Origin of the sequence: Murinocardiopsis flavida, from assembly GCF_003014485.1 — a bacterium.
GTDB classification, from domain to species: domain Bacteria; phylum Actinomycetota; class Actinomycetes; order Streptosporangiales; family Streptosporangiaceae; genus Murinocardiopsis; species Murinocardiopsis flavida.
The window spans coordinates 228,814-247,621 of record NZ_PYGA01000004.1 but is presented as its reverse complement, the minus strand read 5'-3'; the positions used below and the strand labels follow the sequence as shown (position 1 = coordinate 247,621).

Genomic DNA, 18,808 nt, shown 5'->3' with positions numbered 1-18,808 from the left:
ATCGTCTCCTTCGCGCCACGCGCCGCAGGGGGAGTTCGGCGACGGTGCCGACATTACCGGGCGTAGCGGACGCTCGCACGCGGGTTGTTCCGCCCTGCCATCCCGGTTACCGGGACCCGCGCTGCTGGTTGCGTCCCCGCGACAGGGGAGGAAAGGCCTGCTCGGAGCAGACCCTCGGGGTCCTCCCCGGAGTGGACGGCGGTGCGGACCGGCACAACCAGTACAGGGCCGGGGCCTTCGACGGCTTCTTGAAGGCGAAGGTGCGGATGCGCTCATTGCACTTGGGACAGCGTGGCGGTCGCGACAACTGGTCGACGCGCTCGAAGTCGAGGATGTGCCGGGCATAGGCGGCGCTCTCCACGACCGTCATGATCTCCCGACGGCCTCCGTCGCGCCGGTGGGACAGCACGTTCATGCTGCCGATGAAGACGACCTCCTCATCGATCACCGCGATCTTCTGGTGCATGTTCTCCATGTACACGACCTTGCGGACACGCGTGGTCAGATCCTCGTGGCAGTCGCGCATCCGCTGGGCCTTGGGGCTGGGCCCCCGGTACATCTCGTCCCACGTGGGCAGTGTCGTCACCTGGACATGGACCCCGCGCGCCTGGGCCGCCTCCAGCGCGGGCAGGAACTCGTGGAGCCGTGCGCCGGTCCAGGGCGCCCACAGCCACACGCTGCGGCGGGCCCCCTCGATCCGGGAGACCAGTTCGTCGGGCAGGTCGCCCTCGTCGTACAACCCGGTGTACTTGACGTACTGGCTCACCGCGTCCCACAGGTCCGCGGCGGGGCCTTCGAGAGCCGAGGGCGCAGGGCTGTGCAGGATGTCGCGGACCGGCACCACTCGGATGTCGCCGCGGCCGATCCCAGCGCGGATGTGGGAGAGGACCCCGGAGCGGGCGCGTTCGACTGCGGCGCCGTTGCCGATGAGGTACAGGCGGCGGCGCGCCCGGGTCATCGCGACGTTGCTCAGCTTGAGCCCGGCGAGCTTGAATCCGTTCGAACCGAACTCGCCCGCCGCGACCCAGCCGTTGCCGTCCTCGACCATGTCGAACACGACCGTGTCGAACTCCCGGCCCTGGAAACGGTGCGAGGTGCCGATGTCGATCAGCGGGTTCCCGCCGGCGTCGTCGATGATGGCCTTGGTGAGACCGGCCTGCACCTTGTACGGGGCGACGATGCCGACACTGCGCGCCTCCTTGGTCGCAAGCTGCTGCTCGGCGATGGCGCGGGAGATGACGCCGCCTACGCTCCACCACTTGCCCTTGGCGCCGTCCGGGCTCGGATGGACACCGGCGAGGGAGTCCCCGAGGCCGTCCACGTCGACGAAGCAGATGTCGGTCGCCGCGGCTCCCGCTGCGGAGGTGAGCAGGCCGCCGTATGAGGCGGCGTTGACCAGGCGGGTGAGTTCCGGGCCGAAGCGGTGCTGCTCGGTGAGCACGACACAGCCGGGCGCGGCCTCGGCCTCTTCGGGGCGGGTGACGTCCAGCGCGGCGAAGCAGTCCCGGGGCGCCAGCCACCGCTTCACGTGGGGGTCGCTGTTCCGGCGCAGACTGGCCGCCTCGATCGGCATGTTCTGCATGAAGTCGCCCAGGAGGGTGACCCCGGAGGTGGCGCGTCCGGCCGCGAGCAGGACCTCAGGGATGCCGGCCGCAGCGCACTCGTCGACGATCACGAGGTCGTAGGTGCGGGAGCCGATGACCGGCTTCATCCGCATCATGGCCAGGGTGGTGGCCACCACGGTCGCCCGGCCGACGAAGTAGCGCTCGGCGTCGCGGCCCAACTCGGCGAGCTCCTGTTCGGCCTTCTGCCGTGCCGTGGTGAGCCGCTTGACCTCCGACAGCGCTTGCTCAGCCGCCTTGGAAAGGGCGTCGAGTCCTTGATGGAGACGGAGCAGTCCGTTCCGGTCGGCCCACGCGACGAGCTTCCGGTCGTGGTCGGTGGGCATGGAGCGGGCACGCGCCTCGGCAAGGTTCGCTTCGAAGCGCCGGTGGTCGCCGACGGCCCGGTCGTAGGCGGTGCTGCCATCGCGAACGGTCCGCCGCGCTTCGGCCAGGCGCCGCGAAACGTTCTGAACAAAGTACCGGGGGGTACCGTGGTTCTGCCGCTCCAGTTCGGCGATCAACGCGTTGACCCGGCCCTCCTCCCGGGCCAGCACCGGGAGCAGCGCCGCGTGCTCGGCCTCGGCGGCAGCGAGGCGGTGCTGTGCGTCGACGACTCCTTGCTCCGCGGTTCTGCGCTGTTGCCTGTCACGGAGGCGTGAGAACATCCCGGTTGCAGTGTGTCGGTCGCGCTCTTCCTCGGCCGCGCGCACGGCTGACCGGCCGTCGCTGACGGCCAGCGCCGATCGATCGCGCCGTTGCCCGAGCTCGGCCAGTTCTCGGTGGCTCCGGTCGATCCTCGACCATCGTTCGGCTGCGAGGGAGACCGACGCCCATTCCTCCTCGACCTCGGCGGCGACCTGCCGCCCGATTTCCAGCTCCGCGCCCTTGGCGTTGAGCCGCTCCTGTGCCGCCGCGACCTCGGCGGCGATACGAGCCGCGCGGTCAGCGGACGCGATGCGGGCACGCGCCGCGCGGTCGGTTGCGGGGTCGAACCGCGCGAGGCGCTCCTGCGCCTTTGCGAGCGTCTCGACGGGTACGCGGGCCTGCACCACCCGCTGTTCGAGGTCGAGCACCTCCTTCTCCTTGGCCTCCTGGCGGCGGCGTTTCAGCGTGGTCAGGGACACGTTGGGGTTGTCGGCGACGGACGCGAGATGCGGGGTGCCCACCCGGATGACCGTCCCCGCGGCCGGGCGCAGGCTTCTGATGGCCCGGTCGAGGGCGTTGTCCACGGCGACGTTCGTACCCGAGACCAGCAGCACCGACTTCCCGGTCTTGATTGCACTGAGCAGCGCTCGGATGATGACCTCGGTCTTGCCGGTCCCCGGAGGCCCCCAGACGAGTTGCAGCCCCGGTGAGACGCAGGCGGAATAGGCCAGCCGCTGGCCCGGGTTGAGGCCGGCGACGGGCCCGGCGAGTTCGCTCCTCAGCGGGTCGGCGCGTCCTGCCCCGAACGCCGCTGCGGGGCCGTCGCCAGTGAGGCGCTCCAGGCCGTCGAGCAGCGTCTGCACCAGATGGGCCGTGGGCCGCCCGCGCTTCCACAGGTGCAGGCCCTCGCGCGGTGCGTCGGTGGCGACCCGGATGAGGAGCCGCCCCTCGTCGTTGATCGTCTCGCGGAGCCGGTAGCGGATGTCCTTGCTACCGGACGCCGGTGCCAGGTAGGCCTCTTCGAGGGCGGTCTCGTCGGGCGGGGAGTCGCGGGCCGACCAAAGGAACCAGCCAGGCCCGCGGGTGGACTCCGTCAGTACCCGCCCCAGGTCGACATCGGCCCTGCTCTTGTCGGCCGCTCCGCCGCCTTCGGCCTTGTGCCACGTACGCACCGCCGCGATCACATCGGCCAGCCATTGCGGTCGGGAGGAGGGCTGCATCAGCGGCGTCCGCCTTTCAGTTGTGGATCCCTTCTCGCGTGACCCTATGGGCGGGCCGCGACACAACGGGCGCAACGGGGCGAGGCGGACGGCCCGATGCGGCCACGAACCGAGAGTCGACGGTCAGGTGCGGAGGCGCACGTCGGTCACGAGCGGGAGCGACGCCAGCCGGGCATCGAGGTGTTCGGCGAGGAACCCGGGGACGGGCGCCTCCCGCTTGACCTCGGCCCAGGTGTCGGACATCGTCCGGACGGTGTCGCGGACCACGCCGCGGACGCGATCCGGGTCGAGGCCGGCGCGGTCGGCCAGGTGGTGGAAGTGCCGCAGCGTGACGAGCCGCGCCGTCTGGCCGCCGTTGACGGCGAAGGCGAGGCGGTCGTCGCGGAACGAGGCGTCGTGACCGGCGTAGGAGGAGACCGACACGAAGTCGTAGGCGGGGGACAGCCGCGCGGAGCGGCCGTCGGGGTACCGCAGTGTCCAGTTCTTCAGATGGGCGTCGAGGTTGCCCATGACGACGATCGCGGCGAGGCGGCGGATGTACTCGTCGATGTCCTGCGGGCACAGCGCGTTGATGACACGGGCGATCCCGCTGTAGGAGGCGCGGTCGTACTTGGCGTCGACCGAGACCTCCCGCACCTGGGCGAGGTCCTCCTGGTGGATGCGGTGGTCTTGGGCGCGGTCGAAGCGGCGCACGGCCAGTACCGACTCTTCGCTCCCGGCGAGGCCCTCTGGCAGGCCGCGCAGTTCGGTCGTGGCAACGAGCCGGATGTCGGGGACCTCGACCCCTGCGGACGCGGCCCACGTCAGCATCGCGAACTCGTTGCGGGGCACGTCGGGGAAGCGGGCATCGGCGAGCTTGACGATCCAGTCGCCGCCCTCGCCCGTCATGGGCAGGACCAGGCCCTTGCCCTCCCAGCGCATGGAGAACTTCGCCTGGACCCCCGCCAGGGAGAAGCGGACGGGGTGGTCGTGTGCGCAGTCGCTCTCCTCACCGAAGACCGAGAACTCGCCGAGGTCGGCATCGGGGCGGACGCGGACGGCCCCGGCCAGGTCGTCGCCGATGCGGCAGATGACCTGGAAGTCGTGCGGGTGCTCGATACCGAGTTCGCGTCCGATGATGCGCCGCAGGCCGCTGCCGCGCTCCGGCAGGAGGTTGGCGAACCACTCGGGTACCGAGCCGCTCGCTGTCCGACGGAACGACGGGTCCGCCTCGAACGCCTGGCCGAGCACCGGGTGGTCGGGCGCGAAGTCCTCGTAGTCGAACCAGGTGTTGCCGTGGGCGTAGCCGAGCGTGCCCACCCTGCGCTCGCCGAGGAAGACCCCTGCGGTGCGTTCGCTCATGCGCGGTCTCCTCTGTCGGAATCCACCGGGAGCGGGGTGTCCTCGAACATGGTGGACAGTGTCGGTCCGTCGCGGAATCCGAACAGGGCGTATTCCTGGACGTGGGCCGCGATCACGGATCGCGCGAGCTCACCGCGGTGGGCCAGGAAGCCGTGGGAGTCGCCGGAGCGCAGGAACTTCAGGCAGGCTGCATCGAGGCATTGGCCGGTGAGGAACCGGTCGTCGACCTCCCCGTCGAGCAGCGCGGCGTGCACCTGGGCCGCCTTGGCCCCCGGCGCGACGAGCCGGTTGGCGATGTTCTCGCCCTCCGGCCACGCGAGGTCGAAGACCGGTGCGAGAAGTGGAGGCGGGGCATCCAGTTCGAGAACAGCGGAGATGTCGATGGGGCGCTCCTCGGCCTCGGTGCGCATGAGCGTGCCCGCGCTGGGCAGCGGCCGGGGCGCGCGAGAGAGAAGCCCGAGGATGTTGACCTTGCCGAGGGCCGAGTTGATGCGGGTGTGCGAGAGATCCGGTACCCAGGTCGCCGCCGCCCCGGCGGGCAGCAGTCCGATCAGCCGTTCGGCGCTCGCGGTGGGGTCGTCCCGCACCGCCTGGGCGTTCTTCCGCAGACCCACGGTGTTGCCCTGCGGAGCCACGCCGAGGACGGAACCGCGCCAGATCCAGCGGCGCAGAAGTCGCTCCGAGCGGCCCCGGGGCGGGCCGAACGCGGCGACGAAGCGGGCCAGGACCGGCACGAAGAGCGCGTAGGGCAGCAGCTTGATGTGCGGGATTCCGGCCTCGTCGCGGAGGAAGTCCACCACGTGGCCCAAAGCGTCGCGGGTCGATGAGAGCGCGTGCTTCAGGTCCTCCGCATCGGCGAACTCCTTGCGGAAGTCCCGGTCGAGTACTGGCCCCCGGATTGCCAGGATGCTCTGCATGAGGAGCTGGTCGGTGAAGCGGCCGAAGCCGTGGGCCTCGACCTCGGCGCTGAGCGAGGTGAGGTCTCCGGGCTCGCGGGCGTCGGACGAAGCGTGCAGCGCCCGGAACACGTCGGCGCTCTTCAACGCCTTGCCGTAGGTGTTCATCCGGTCGAAGATCTCGCGCAGTGCGCGCTCGTCGTCGCCGGAGACGATGTACATCGGGATCCGGTAGTCGCGGACCGCGGCGATGAGCTCGTCGGCCTGCGCGATCTGCTCACCGGTGAGATGCGGCCGCTCACGGATCCACGCGTTCGCCCGCGCCGTGTCCAGGGTCAGCGGTACCGGGAACCAGTCGGGAGAGGGCTTGCGCCGGCGCGGCAGGGTCGCGAAGTCGCCGGAGTCGAGGTCGTAGTAGACGCGGAAGCGCGGGTCGACCGTGTCGCCGGTGGCGGTGAGCGCCCCGACCAGGGAGGTGATGCGCTGCTGTCCGTCGACCACCCAGTAGGCGGAGTGCGTATCCGCGGCGGTCACGGTGAGATGGCCGATCGTCACGTCCTCGGCTGAGGCGGGGCGCTCCCAGACGAGCAGGTTGCCGATGGGGTAACCGCGCAGCAGGCTGTCGAACAGCCGTCGAACATCCGACGACTCCCACTGGTAGGAGCGCTGGAACGACGGCAATCGGATCCGGCCGTCGCGCGCCCAGTCCACCAACTCGCTCGGACGCGTGTCGACGATCTTCGGGCGGGTCACCTTGGCCACGCGTCCTCCTCCGCCTGTCGATAGGGGCAGGTTATCGAAACGCCGAGCGTGCACGGTCCGAGACCGCTTCGGGGCGCGCCGCTTCCGGGCGCGGTCGGACGTACGGCGACGGCGGCCGGCCGCGCACCGGCCGGAACCGGCCGATCTGTCCCCATGATCCTCGGCCGACTGCGACAATATGCGCCCGCAGTACCGAGGGGACATAGCCCGCGATCGCGGACGCACCAACGGGTGCGGACCCTTTAGGGTCGGTACAGGCGAGCCCACAGCCACTGGGCCGGGCCGCCCCGTGCTGCGGGTGAGGCGATGGACGAGCGACGGGAGCACCTCCGACCCATGCAGCCGACTCTCGCAGCGGCCGAAGTGCGGCGCAACGTCACGCAGTACCTCGCCACGACCTTCGCGCTCGCCGACGAGCACGTGCGCGAAGGGTTGGAGGACTTCCTCGGCCACAAGAGCGAGGGCATCTTCCGCGGCCCCTACCTGCGATTGCGCACCCCTTTCCGCAAGGCCGCCGACGGGTGGCGAGAGCACCTCGACTGGCACCCCCCGGGGTTCACGCCCTACCGGCACCAGGCCGCGGCCTTCCATCGGCTTTCCACACGGTCAGGGCCGGCGCAGCCGACCGTCATCACCACCGGCACCGGATCCGGCAAGACCGAATCCTTCCTCGTGCCCGTGCTCGACCACTGCCGCCGGATGCGGGCTCAAGGGCGGGCCGGTGTGAAGGCCGTGCTCCTCTACCCGATGAACGCACTCGCCACCGACCAGGCGGGGCGGATCAACGAATTCCTGCGCGGCCCCGGCATGGAGCAGGTCAGCGCGGGCCTTTACATCGGCGATACCCCGGAGACGGGGTACGACCGGGTGCGCACCGATCGCACGGCGATCCGGCGCGCCCGCCCCGACGTGCTGATCACCAACTACAAGATGCTCGACCTGCTGCTCCAGCGCGAGCAGGACGTCCCTTTGTGGGAGGACGCCGACCTCGCCTACATCGTCGTCGACGAGTTCCACACCTACGACGGCGCGCAGGGCACCGATGTCGCCATGCTGCTGCGCCGGCTCGCGGCCGCCACCGGACACAGCCGCTCGGACCGACCCCTCGGCGACATCTGCCCGGTCGCCACCAGCGCGACCCTCGGTGCCGGCGACACCGGCTACCGCCGCGAGGACGTCCTCGCGGTCGCGTCCGCGGTCTTCGGCACTCCTTTCGGTGCCGACTCCCTCATCGGCGAGGACCGGATCGACCCCGCCCGGTTCATGGACGACCTCGACTACAGCCTGCCGGTCCCCGACCCGGTCGGCGTCGCCAACATCCGCGACCCGTACGGTTCCACCGGCACGCTCGCCCCGGTCATGCGCGCGTTCACCGACCGCGACGACCTCGACCCCGCCGAGCTCGGACGCGTCCTCAAGAAGCACATCCTGACCCACGCCCTCCTGGACATCCTCTCCGGCGGCGTGATGGACCTCGACCTGCTGCTCCCCCGGCTGCCGCAACGGGGCGCCTACACGTGGGGGCGCGCGATCAAGGGGACGCCGCAGTTGGCGGCCGAGGCGCTCGCCCGCTACATCGCGCTGCTGTCGACCGCGCGCGACCCCGACGACCCCGACTCCCCGCTGCTCACCGTCGAGGTCCACATGTGGATCCGCTCGGTCAGCCGACTCCTGCGCACCATCGGCACGGGCCGACCCGCTTTCAGTTGGCACGGCGAAGCGGCACCGGCCCTCGACACCGAGACGACGGCGTCGATCACGTCCCGCGCCAGCCTGCCGGCCGTCTACTGCCGGCACTGCGGGCGCTCCGGCTGGGCCGCCTACTCGCCCGAGAGCCGGCCCCACGACCTCGACACCGACCCCGATAAGATCTATCGCTCCGGTATCTCCGCGAAGCGCTTCGTGCGCTCCCTCATCAGCGCGACCGCCGGCGAGGCCCGCAGGCACCTGAAGGACGGCGGCGTGCACGTCCTCGAAGGCCACGGCGGGCGCATCCGGCCCGTCGACGAGCGAGTCGACTTCGACCGGGCCGCACGCGGCGACCTCGACGGCGCCTTCGTCCTCGCCGACCTCGCCCACAACCCCGACGCCTTCCGCGACGCCGAGAACGACCGGTGTCCGGCATGCGGCGCCGAGCAGGGCACCCGCTTCCTCGGTTCGGGCCTCGCCGCGCTGGCATCGGTTGCCATCACCGAACTGTTCACCGGGCGGTTCGGCGGGGACGGCGCCGCCGAACCGCCCAAGACGCTGCTGTTCAACGACTCCGTCCAGGACGCGGCCCATCGCGCCGGGTTCGTCTCCAACCGCTCGTACACGTTCTCGCTGCGCAGTCTCCTCGCCGCCCGGCTGCCCGCCGACGGTACCCCCGTGGCCCTCAACGACCTCATCGCCGATACCGTCCGCGAGGCGGCCACACCGGCGTACCTGGCCTGCGTCGTCCCCCCGGACCTGCACGGGCGAACCGAGATCGACCCGGTCCTCGCCGGGACGAGTACCGGCGGGACCAAGACGTGGCAGCTCATCGGGGAGCGCCTGGCGTTCGCGGCGGTCATGGAGTTCGGGCTCCGCTCCCGGCAAGGGCGCACCCTGGAACTCACCCGCACCGCATCGGTCGACGTGGACCTGGGCGACCCCGTCCGGCTCGCGGCGCTGGCAAGGGACATCCTCGTGCACGCCCCGCACGAAGGGGCCATGTCCCTGGACGCCGTCCCCGGGCCCGACACCTTCCATGCCTACCTCCGGGGCCTCCTGGAGCGGGTGCGCACCCGCGGCGGGATCGCGCATCACTGGTTGCAGCCGTGGGTCAAGGCCGCCGGGGCCAGGCGCTACGGCACCATCTGGGGCCAGCGCCCCGACGGCATGCCCGCGTTCCCCACCGGAGTGCCCGCACCCCGGTTCGTCATCGACCGCGCCAAAGGCGGCCGGGCCGCACGGTCCGGCGACGTCGACTCGGTGGCCGGCCGCGGCAACTGGTACCAGGACTTCACCAAGCGCAGCCTCAACGTGGATCCCGACACCGCCGACCGCTACCTGCCGCGGCTGCTGGACCTGCTGCACGACGAAGGGGTCCTCACCCGCACCACCGCCAACGACGGCGCGACCCGGGTCTACGGGATCACCCCGGGCCACGTGCTCGTCCGCCGGCTCGACGCCGACGGCGCCAAGGGCGGCGGCGTCCTCTGCCCCGTCTGCAACTGGCGCCAGACCGCCCACCCCGACACCCTGGACCGATGGGCCGGGGCGGCATGCCCGCGCTACCGGTGCACCGGCCGGCTCGGACCGCACGACGACGCTCGCTTCGCCGACGACTACTACCGGCGGCTCTACCTGGACGCCGGGCCGTTCCGAGTCACCACGGCCGAGCACACCGGCCAGCTGACCCGCGCCCAGCGCGAACGGGTGGAGCAGCGGTTCGTCGTGGGCGACCGCTACACCGACCCCAATGTGCTCTCCTGCACACCGACCCTCGAACTGGGCATCGACATCGGAGCGCTGTCGGTGGTGCTGCTCGGTTCCCTGCCGCCCGGCCCGGCCAACTACGTCCAGCGCGCCGGGCGCGCCGGGCGCAGCTCCGGAAACGCGCTCGTGCTGACCTTCGTCGGGCGGCGGGCGCGGGAACGCTACTACCTCCGCGAACCGCTGGACATGATCGCCGGGGAGATCGTCCCGCCGGGAAGCTTCACCTCCGCCGTGGAGATCCTGCGCCGCCAATACGCCGCCTACCTGGTCGACTCAGCGGCACGCGGCCTACTGGCCGACGTCCTGCCCCTCCCCGGCCGGGCCACATCCCTGTTCGGTGAGAGCGGCTGGCTGCCCGCCTTCGGAGCCGCCGCCCAAGCCCACGGAACAGCATTGGTGGAACGGTTCCTCGCGCTGTTCGGCGGGGCGGGGGAGCCCGTCTCGGTCGAGGCCGCGACGCACCTGCGCGACTTCGCCCAGGTCGGCATCAAGGAGGAACTGGCCGCTGCCGAGAACACCTGGCACGACCGACTGAGCGACCTGCGCGCCCGGATCGATGTCCTCGACACAGCGGCGGGCGCCCTCATCGACTCCGACCCCGAGCAGTTCCGGCGCAAACGCGAACTGCGTGCCGAACGCAAGGCCGTCGCTAAGCGCATCCGCGAGATCGGGCGGACCACCGCCCACAGCGCGCTGGTCGAGCTCGGCGTCCTCCCCAACTACTCGCTGACCGACACGCCCACCTTCCTCGAAGCCACCGTGTTCTGGAACGACCGTACCGATGACGGCGACCGCCATTACGAGTCGGTGATCTACGAGCACGGGCGGCCGGCCCGCCGCGCCCTGACCGAGCTCGCTCCCGGCAACGACTTCTACGTCCTGGGATATCGCCACTCCGTGAACGGACTGGACATCGGGGCGCCCACCAGCCCTGCCTACCGCAGCTGGCGGATCTGCCCCCAGTGCGGCTACGCCCGCACCACGGGGGCCGCCGCCGACACGAGCCCCTGCCCCCGCTGCAAGAGCGGGCACATCGGCGACCAGTCTGCGCTGCACCGCGTGCTCGAACCCACCCGCGTCTACTCCCGCGACCGCCGCGAGGACGCCCGCATCAGCGACGATCGCGACGAGCGCCGACGTGTGTACTACGAGGTCGCCACGGCCATCGACATCCCTGAGGACACCATCGTGCCCGGCGCGTGGCGGCGCCGAGAGCGCGCCTTCGGCGTGGAGTTCAGCCGGGGGGCGGCAGTGCGCCTGCTCAACCTCGGACCGGTGCGCATGCACGGGGCCGCCGACGGGGTGCTCGCCGGGAGGCTGGTCCGGTACCACCCCTTCCACATTTGCACGTCCTGCGGCGGTGCCACCTCCACCGGCGTGCCCGACTCCGGCTCCGCCCAACCGCACACCAGCAGCGGGCACGACACCCAGCCCGGCTACCACCGGCCGTGGTGCCCCCGCCGCCGCGGACGCGAGGTCGAACACGTCCAACTCGTGCTCGCCCACACCCTGCACACCGAGGCGCTGCGCATCCTGCTGCCCGCCGCGACCATCCACGTCCCCGAACGGACCGTCTCGTTCAAGGCCGCCCTGATGGCAGGGTTCGCGCGGATCTTCGGCGGCACGCTCGGCCATCTCGACGCCACCGTGGCGACGATGCCCGACAGGGAGATCGACGGGCTGCGGCGCTACCTCGTCGTCTACGACACACTCCCGGGCGGCAGCGGCTACCTGTACCCGAGGTCGGGGCCCGACGGCATCCGCGAGGTCCTCGAAGCCGCACGGGACATCGTCGCCGAGTGCGACTGCCGCGTCGACGCCTCTCTCGCGGCGTGCCACCGGTGCCTGCTCCTGCACGTCACCGACGAGGAGTTCTCCTACGCCGACCGCGCAACGGCCAAGGAGATGCTCGACGAACTCCTGGGCGATTGGGACGTCGAGAGCATCGGGGGCATCAGCGAGATCTCCCTCTGGGACCAGGTGGAGAGCGAACTCGAACGGCGCTTCCTCAGCCGGTTGCAACGATGGGCCGATGAACCCGGAACGGGCCGGTCGTTCACCACCGACAGCCGGTTGATCGACCGCATCACGGGCACCCTGCGGGTCGAGAGCCCGACCGGGACCGTGGAGAACTGGCAGGTCGTCCTTCAGAACACCCTGCGCGGCACCCGGCCCGACGTGGTGTTCCGCCGGCGCGACAACCGGCCCGTGCAGGTCGCCGTCTACCTCGACGGCTACACCTACCACGCCGCGCCGGACACCGACCGCACGGCCGACGACGCCGCGAAGCGGGCGCGGCTGCGCGCGCACGGGGTCACCGTGTTCCAGTTGAACCTGGAAGACGTCAGCGCCTGGGAGGACGAGCGGGCGACGGTGACGTCACCGGCATGGCAGCCGTACAGCCACAACCCGATGAAGGAGGCCCGCGCCGCCTACCGGCGCCGCGGCGGTGATCCCGAGGAACTCGCGCGGACGGTGTGGACCAACCCCGTGCACACCCTCCTGGCGTTCCTGACCGACCCTGACCCCGAGGTGTGGCGAGGGCGTGTCGAGGCCGCCCTCGGAGGGCTGCCGGCCGTGCGCGGCGCGCAGCGCGCCCGTATCGGCGCCGCGGCGGTGCCGTCGGCAGTGGCGGACGGCCTTCGGGGAGCGCCCCTGCCGCCGGACCGGTCGGGCGCGCCGCACGCGCTGGTGCGGGCGGCGGACGCCGCAGGGACCCCGGTCACCGTGCTTGTCGGCCAGAACCCGCCCGTGTTCAGCGGTTTCGTCGTCTTCGACGACCGACCGGAGACGGCGGCGACACAGGAGCCGGAGGTGCGCAAGCGGCGCTGGCGGTCCTGGCTGTACTGGGGCAACCTGGTGCAGTTCCTGGCGAGCGGCGAAGGCGAGTGCGCCCAGCTGGCATGGAGCGAACTCGACGGGTTCGACACCGGGATCCTCGCCGTGGCCGGTGGGACGGGTCTCGACGCCGACATCGCAGCCGCTCCCATCGGAGCGGACGACGCGGAGGCGACGTTCGGCGACACGCTCGACCGGACCCGGTTGACGAGGCCGCTGCTGGAACGGGACGCGGCGGACGGCGCCGCAGCGCCCGAGGACGGACCGTCCGCACCACGGCGCGCCGATTCCGGGACGCCGGCGGGGATTCGAGCCGCACAAACACCCGAAGCACAACACGCCGGCACCCCCGAGCCGATCGGCGACCCCGGCTGGGCAGAGGTACTCGAACTGATCGAGCCGGAGGAGGCCGGGCTGGCCGAGCTCGCCCGCAGCCTGTTCCGCCGCGGGGCACCCGCACCCGAGGTGGGTTATGAACTGGCCCGCGACGGATTCCAGGCCGAACTCGCGTGGCCCGAGGTGCAGATCGCCGTGGTCCTGGAGGACATCCGGGTCGTGGGGGCCATGCACGCCGAGGAGAAGCGCAAGCGCGACGACGCCTACGCGCGCGCGGGCTGGGAGGCGCGCGGTGCACAGGCGTGGGAGGCCGCGGAGATCGCGCGCCGACTGGCGGAGAGAGGCGGACGAAAGGAATGAGCGTGCACGGCAAGGCCACACTGCGGCTGCTGGACAAGGCCGACAAGCAGATCCGCGCACTGCCCCGACCGGTCAAGGGCGCGATCTACGACTTCCAGTACCGCTTCCGGGAGAACCCCGCCACCCCAGGTCTCCAGTTCAAGCGGCTCCAGGGGCACGACCTGCTGTATTCGGCGCGGGTGACGAGCGACTACCGCGCGTTGATCCTGCACGCGGGCGACAACGACTACATCCTCGTCGGGGTCCGGGCCCGCCAGGACGTCTACGACAACCTCGACCGCTTCCGGACGCAGATCAACGAAGTCACCGGCGCGATCGAGTTCCTGGAGATCGTGCCCTCGACGGAGATCGACGCACAGCCCCCCGAGACGGCGGCCGTCCCCGTCGCCGCACCGGAGCCAGAGTCGGCCCCGCCGTCCCGGCCGACGGCCCCTGCCAATGCCCCCGACACTCCGCAGTCGATGTTCGCCCACATCGGCGCCGAAGGCCTGCGCGAACTCGGCGTCACCGAGGTGCTCATCCCCAGCGCCATGGCAGTCGACTCCGAGGAGACCCTGCTCCGACTCATCAAGTACGCCCCGTCGATGACCGAGGAGGTGCTGCTGGCCCTGGCCGACGGCAAGGGCTTCGACGAGGTACTGGAGCAGATCACCCGGCCCGTCGCGGTACCCGAACCGGTCGACACCAGTGACTTCGGCGCGGCGCTGCGGCGCCCGGCCACCCGGGTCAGCACCGAGGACACCGATCTCCAGGACGCCATCGAGGACCCGTTCAACCGGTGGAAGGTCTTCCTCCACCCGGCTCAGCGGAAGCTGGTCCGCCGCTCCTACAAAGGGCCCGCACGGGTCAGCGGCGGGCCCGGCACCGGCAAGACCATCGTCGCACTGCATCGGGTCAAGTACCTGGTGGAGCAGCTGCCCCCGGCCAAGCGCAAGCAGGTACTCCTCACCACGTTCACCACCAATCTCGTCGCCGACCTGCGCAAGCGCCTGCTCGAACTCGGCGGGCAGGAGCTGGTCGACCGCGTCGACATCGTCAACATCGACAAGCTCGCGAGCCGCATCGTCACCGAGGCGGCATTGGGCGGGCGCCGGCGCCGCATCAACGACCTGCAAGCGACCGACGAGTGGCGGGACATGCTCGTCGAGCTGGGCGAGACCTCGTGGGACGCGGAGTTCCTCAGTGCCGAATGGAACCAGGTGATCCTCGGTCAGGGCATCGCCACCCGGTCCGGGTACTTCCGCGCGCGGCGCGCCGGCCGCGGGCAGCGCATCAGCCGGGCCCAGCGTGCCCGGATCTGGGAACTCGTCGAGCGGTTCACCATGCGGCTCAACGAGAAGGGCGTATGGACCTATCGCCAGGTGGCCGAGACCGCGGCCCGGGTCAAGGCGGAGCAGGCGGCGAAGATCGAGGAGAACCGACGCCGCGAGGAGGAGCACGGGGCGGTCTTCCTGCACCGCCAGGAGCAGTCGTGGGCCGGCCTGCGCTACGACTACGAGCACATCGTCGTCGACGAGGCCCAGGATCTCAGCCCGGCGCACTGGACCCTGCTGCGGGCGATGGTCGCCGAGCGCGACGACGACATCTTCCTCGTCGGGGACACCCACCAGCGGATCTACGACAACCACGTGTCCCTCAGCAGTCTCGGCGTCAACATCCGGGGGCGGTCGTCCCGCCTCACCCTGAGCTACCGGACCACCCGCCAGATCCTCGGGTCGGCCATGCGGCTCCTCGGCGACGAGAGCTGGGACGACATGGACGACCAGAGCGACGATCTGGCCGGCTACCGCTCGGTCCTCACGGGCCCGCCCCTGCGCTTCCTGGCCGCGGCGACCCCCGAGGAGGAACTCGACACCGTCGCCGAGGTCGTCTCCGGTTGGCATCGGCGGTACGGCGACGAAGCCGCGGTCGCCGTGGCCGCCCCGACCAAGTCCATGGTGGGCGAGGTCCAGCGGCGCCTGCTCGCGGCCGGCCTCCGCTCCGTCACGATCGGCAGCGACGCCGCGGAGGACAGCGGTTCGGTGCACGTCGGCACGCTGCACCGGTTCAAGGGCCTCGAATACCGCCATGTCCTCATCGCCGGTGCGGCCGACGGGATCATCCCGCGCGCGGCCGTCACGCGCCTGCGCGACGCCGATCCGCTCCGCTACCGCCGCGAACTCCAGAAGGCCCGCTCGCTCCTGTTCGTCGCCGCGACCCGCGCCCGCGACGCGCTCGTCATCGCATGGTCCGGCACCCCGAGCCCGTTCCTCCCTCAGGACACCGAATCCGTGTCGTCCGCTCAGGGTGGCGGCACGATCGACGGTGCCCTGTTCGCGCCGGACAACGCAATGTTCTGACCGCGGCGCAGTCGTCGGGTATGCGGTCGGTGCTCCTTCCGGTATCGGACGGGGCACCGACCGCGGGAAGGTCAGCCTTTTTCTGCCAGGCGGGTCATCAGGGCGGCTGCCAGGGCGATCTGGTGGGGGGTGCCGCTGATCTGGACGTGTTCGTCGCGAGAGTGAGGGCCGGCGCCCTGGGCGCCCATGCCGTCCAGGACGGGGCGGTCCAGCGCCGAGACGAAGTTGCCGTCGCTGGCGCCGCCCACGGCGATCTCGCCGAGGTCGCCGCCGAGGTCGGCGGCCACCTCGCGGGCGAGCGCGACCATGCGCCGCGTCTCGGCGTTGGGGTTCATCGGCGGCCGGTTCCACTCCCCGCTGACCGTGATCTCGACGCGGGGGTCGGCGGACTTCAGCGCCGCGAGCCCGTCGTCGATGCGCGCCATCTCCGCGGGGTCCTGGATGCGCACGTCGACCTCGCAGACGGCGCGGCCGGCCACGACGTTGCGGCCGGTCCCGCCGGTGAACACCCCGACGTTGACCGTGGTGCCCTGCGCGGGGTTCTCCAGGGCGGCGACCTGGGAGACCAGGCCCGCGAGTGCGTGGACGGCGCTGGCGCCCGCCTCGGGGTCCAGCCCGGCGTGCGACTCGACCCCGGTGGCGGTGATGTCGAACAGCCCCATGCCCTTGCGGCCGGTCTTGACCCGCCCGGCGCGGCTGGGCTCCATGATCAGGGTGAGGACGGCGTCCTCGCTGGCGCGCTCGATGTGCGGGCGCGACGCGGGGCTGCCGATCTCCTCGTCGCCGTTGAGGAGCAGGCGCACCGCCGGTGTCGGGAGCCCGGCCGCGCGCAGCAGCCGCAGCGCCCACACGCCCTGGACCAGGCCGGCCTTCATGTCGAAGCACCCCGGTCCGCTGAACCGGTCGCCCTCGACTGTGACCGGCCACTGGGCGAGGGTGCCGCGCGGCCACACCGTGTCGTAGTGGCACACCATCAGCACCTCCGCCTCGGCGGTGCCCGGGTAGCGGAGTTCCAGCACGTCGCCGTGGTCGCCGCCGGCGAAGCGGGTGCGCTCCGCCGGGGCGCCGAGCCGGGCGCCGAGCCACGCCTCGATCCCGTCGAGCCCGGCGTCCAGCAGGGCCTTGTCGTTGCTGGGCGTCTCCAGTTCGACCAGTGTGCGCAGGTCGTCGAGCACCTCGTTCAGGTGTCGCTGTGCCGCCTCGCGCAGTTCCGGTGCCGCCGCAGCGGTCATGTCCCTCGCCCCCTCGTTGTCGAACCTCGGTGGTGCCCGCCGGTGCGGGCCGTCAGTGCGGACCCGTCAGTGCGGGCCGTCAGTGCACCGGGGCCCCCGGCCCCAGCGGGATGCCCAGCGCCCACCAGCCGAGGAACAGCAGCGTCCAGCCGATGAGCAGGGTGATGGAGATGGGCAGGGTCATCGACATGAGGGTGCCGATGCCGGCGTCCTTGCGGTAGCGCTGGAGGAAGCCGAGCGCCATGACGAAGTACGGGCTCATCGGGGTGATGACGTTCGTCGTGGAGTCGGGGATGCGGTACAGCGCCTGGGTGGTCTCCGGCGGCACGTCGAGCAGCATGAGCATCGGCACGAAGATCGGCCCGATGAGGGTCCACTGCGCCGACCCGCTGGTGATGAGCAGGTTCATCACCGCGACGATCACGATCATGCCGAGGAACAGCACGACCGGGGGCACCTCGGCGGACTTGAGGACGTCGGCGCCGCGGATCGCGATGATCTCGCCCAGCCCCGTCCAGCTGAAGTAGGCGAGGAACTGCGAGGCGGCGAAGAACAGCACGATCACCGGTGCGAGGTCGCGCACCCCGCCGGCCATCGCCTCGGGGACGTCGCGCAGCCGGGTCATCGTGCCGACGGCCCGGCCGTAGGCGTAGCCCATGACCAGGAACAGCAGGCCGAGGATGTAGGCGATCCCGGTGATCAGCGGGGAGTTGAGCACGCCGTTGTCCTCGCCGCGGAACGGCGACCCGCTGGGGATCAGCGCCGCGGCGAGGGCGATGAGGACGACCAGGACGGCGATCCCGGCGTTGCGCAGCCCGCGGCGCTCCTCGGGGCTCAGCAGCATCGAGCCGAGCTCCTTGTCGGAGTCCTCGCCGTCGGCCTCGACCTCCTTGGTGCTGCGCGACAGCACGAACTCGGCGACGATCGTGATCAGCACCGCGAGGAACACCGCGCTCACGGCGGTGAAGAAGTAGTTGGCCAGCGGGCTGACCACGTAGTCGGGGTCGATGACCTGCGCGGCCGAGGTGGTGATCCCCGCCAGCAGCGCGTCGGTCGGGGTGAGGACGAGCGACGCGTCGTAGCCCGCCGAGATGGAGGTGAACGCGACCACCAGGCCCAGGATCGGGCTGCGCCCCGCCGCCTTGAACACCAGCGCGCCCAAGGGGATGAGGACGACGTAGGCGGCGTCGGAGGCCACGCTGCCGGTGACCCCGGTCAGCGCCAGGGCGAAGGTCAGCCACTTCGCGGGGACCTTGGTGACGCTGCCGCGCAGCAGCGCGTGCAGCAGGCCCGCCTTCTCCGCGACGGAGACCCCGAGCATCACCACGATGATCAGCGCCAGCGGCGGGAAGGTGGCGAAGTTGGTGACGGCGTCGCCGACGATGGTCTGCATGCCCTCGGCGGAGACCAGGCTCTTCACGGTGATGCGCTCGCCGTCGACGGGCGAGACCGCGAACGCCCCGAGGGCGTTGAGCACCACGCTCAGCGCGACGACGACGCCCGCCATGATCACGAAGAGCCAGAAGGGGTGCGGCAGCTTGTTGCCGAGCCGTTCGACGGCGCCCAGGGTGCGCAGCAGGACACGCATCGAGCGTGCGGGTGGGGCGGAGTTCGGCGCTGCCAACGCTGCTCCTCGTTCTCGTGGGTGGCGAGCAGGGCGGATCTTCCTGCCCCCGACCGGCCCATCTCAGATCCTGTGGCTGAATTTGTCAAATAGGCGCATCAGTGTGGTGGGATCATTCATGGGGATCCGACGCGATAGCCGATATGATCGGA

Annotated in this window: 7 protein-coding genes; 2 read left to right on the top strand and 5 right to left on the bottom strand. The window is 71.2% G+C overall.

From position 1 onward, the window contains the following. Positions 1-106 precede the first annotated feature (106 nt). The 3 genes from CLV63_RS08280 to CLV63_RS08270 form a co-directional block, all read right to left on the bottom strand. Positions 107-3,469, bottom strand: a complete 3,363-nt coding sequence (locus CLV63_RS08280; protein WP_106582327.1) for an AAA domain-containing protein — start codon at positions 3,467-3,469, stop codon at positions 107-109. 123 nt (positions 3,470-3,592) lie between these two features. Then, positions 3,593-4,810, bottom strand: a complete 1,218-nt coding sequence (locus CLV63_RS08275; protein WP_106582326.1) for a type II toxin-antitoxin system HipA family toxin — start codon at positions 4,808-4,810, stop codon at positions 3,593-3,595. Next, a complete protein-coding gene (locus CLV63_RS08270; protein ID WP_245928656.1) occupies positions 4,807-6,468 on the bottom strand; it encodes a DUF262 domain-containing protein in 1,662 nt (553 codons plus the stop codon). Before CLV63_RS08270 ends, CLV63_RS08275 begins: the two co-directional genes overlap by 4 nt. 306 nt (positions 6,469-6,774) lie before the next feature. Between CLV63_RS08270 and CLV63_RS08265 the strand changes: the two genes are divergently transcribed. Together CLV63_RS08265 and CLV63_RS08260 are read left to right on the top strand one after the other, a co-directional pair. Continuing rightward, on the top strand, positions 6,775-13,461 hold the full coding sequence (locus tag CLV63_RS08265; protein WP_245928655.1) for a DEAD/DEAH box helicase: 6,687 nt from the start codon (positions 6,775-6,777) through the stop codon (positions 13,459-13,461). Beyond that, the gene (locus CLV63_RS08260) at positions 13,458-15,800 is read left to right on the top strand and encodes a UvrD-helicase domain-containing protein (protein WP_106582323.1); all 2,343 of its coding nucleotides are present in this window, start codon (positions 13,458-13,460) and stop codon (positions 15,798-15,800) included. The genes CLV63_RS08265 and CLV63_RS08260 overlap by 4 nt, the downstream gene beginning before the upstream one ends. A gap of 71 nt (positions 15,801-15,871) precedes the next feature. Here the strand turns inward: CLV63_RS08260 and CLV63_RS08255 are convergent, their stop codons facing one another. Together CLV63_RS08255 and CLV63_RS08250 are read right to left on the bottom strand one after the other, a co-directional pair. Beyond that, entirely contained in the window at positions 15,872-17,032 is a 1,161-nt protein-coding gene (locus tag CLV63_RS08255) for a M20 family metallopeptidase (RefSeq protein WP_106582322.1), read from the bottom strand. Between the two features lie 79 nt (positions 17,033-17,111). After that, positions 17,112-18,620, bottom strand: coding sequence for an AbgT family transporter (locus CLV63_RS08250; protein WP_106582321.1), 1,509 nt, complete (start codon positions 18,618-18,620; stop codon positions 17,112-17,114). Positions 18,621-18,808 lie beyond the last annotated feature (188 nt).

Bases quoted from the DNA above. Each gene is read 5' to 3' on its own strand.
- CLV63_RS08265 (WP_245928655.1), top strand. From the start codon at position 6,775: ATGGACGAGCGACGGGAGCACCTCCGACCCATGCAGCCGACTCTCGCA.
- CLV63_RS08255 (WP_106582322.1), bottom strand. From the start codon at position 17,032: ATGACCGCTGCGGCGGCACCGGAACTGCGCGAGGCGGCACAGCGACAC.
- CLV63_RS08280 (WP_106582327.1), bottom strand. From the start codon at position 3,469: ATGCAGCCCTCCTCCCGACCGCAATGGCTGGCCGATGTGATCGCGGCG.
- CLV63_RS08250 (WP_106582321.1), bottom strand. From the start codon at position 18,620: ATGCGTGTCCTGCTGCGCACCCTGGGCGCCGTCGAACGGCTCGGCAAC.
- CLV63_RS08275 (WP_106582326.1), bottom strand. From the start codon at position 4,810: ATGAGCGAACGCACCGCAGGGGTCTTCCTCGGCGAGCGCAGGGTGGGC.
- CLV63_RS08260 (WP_106582323.1), top strand. From the start codon at position 13,458: ATGAGCGTGCACGGCAAGGCCACACTGCGGCTGCTGGACAAGGCCGAC.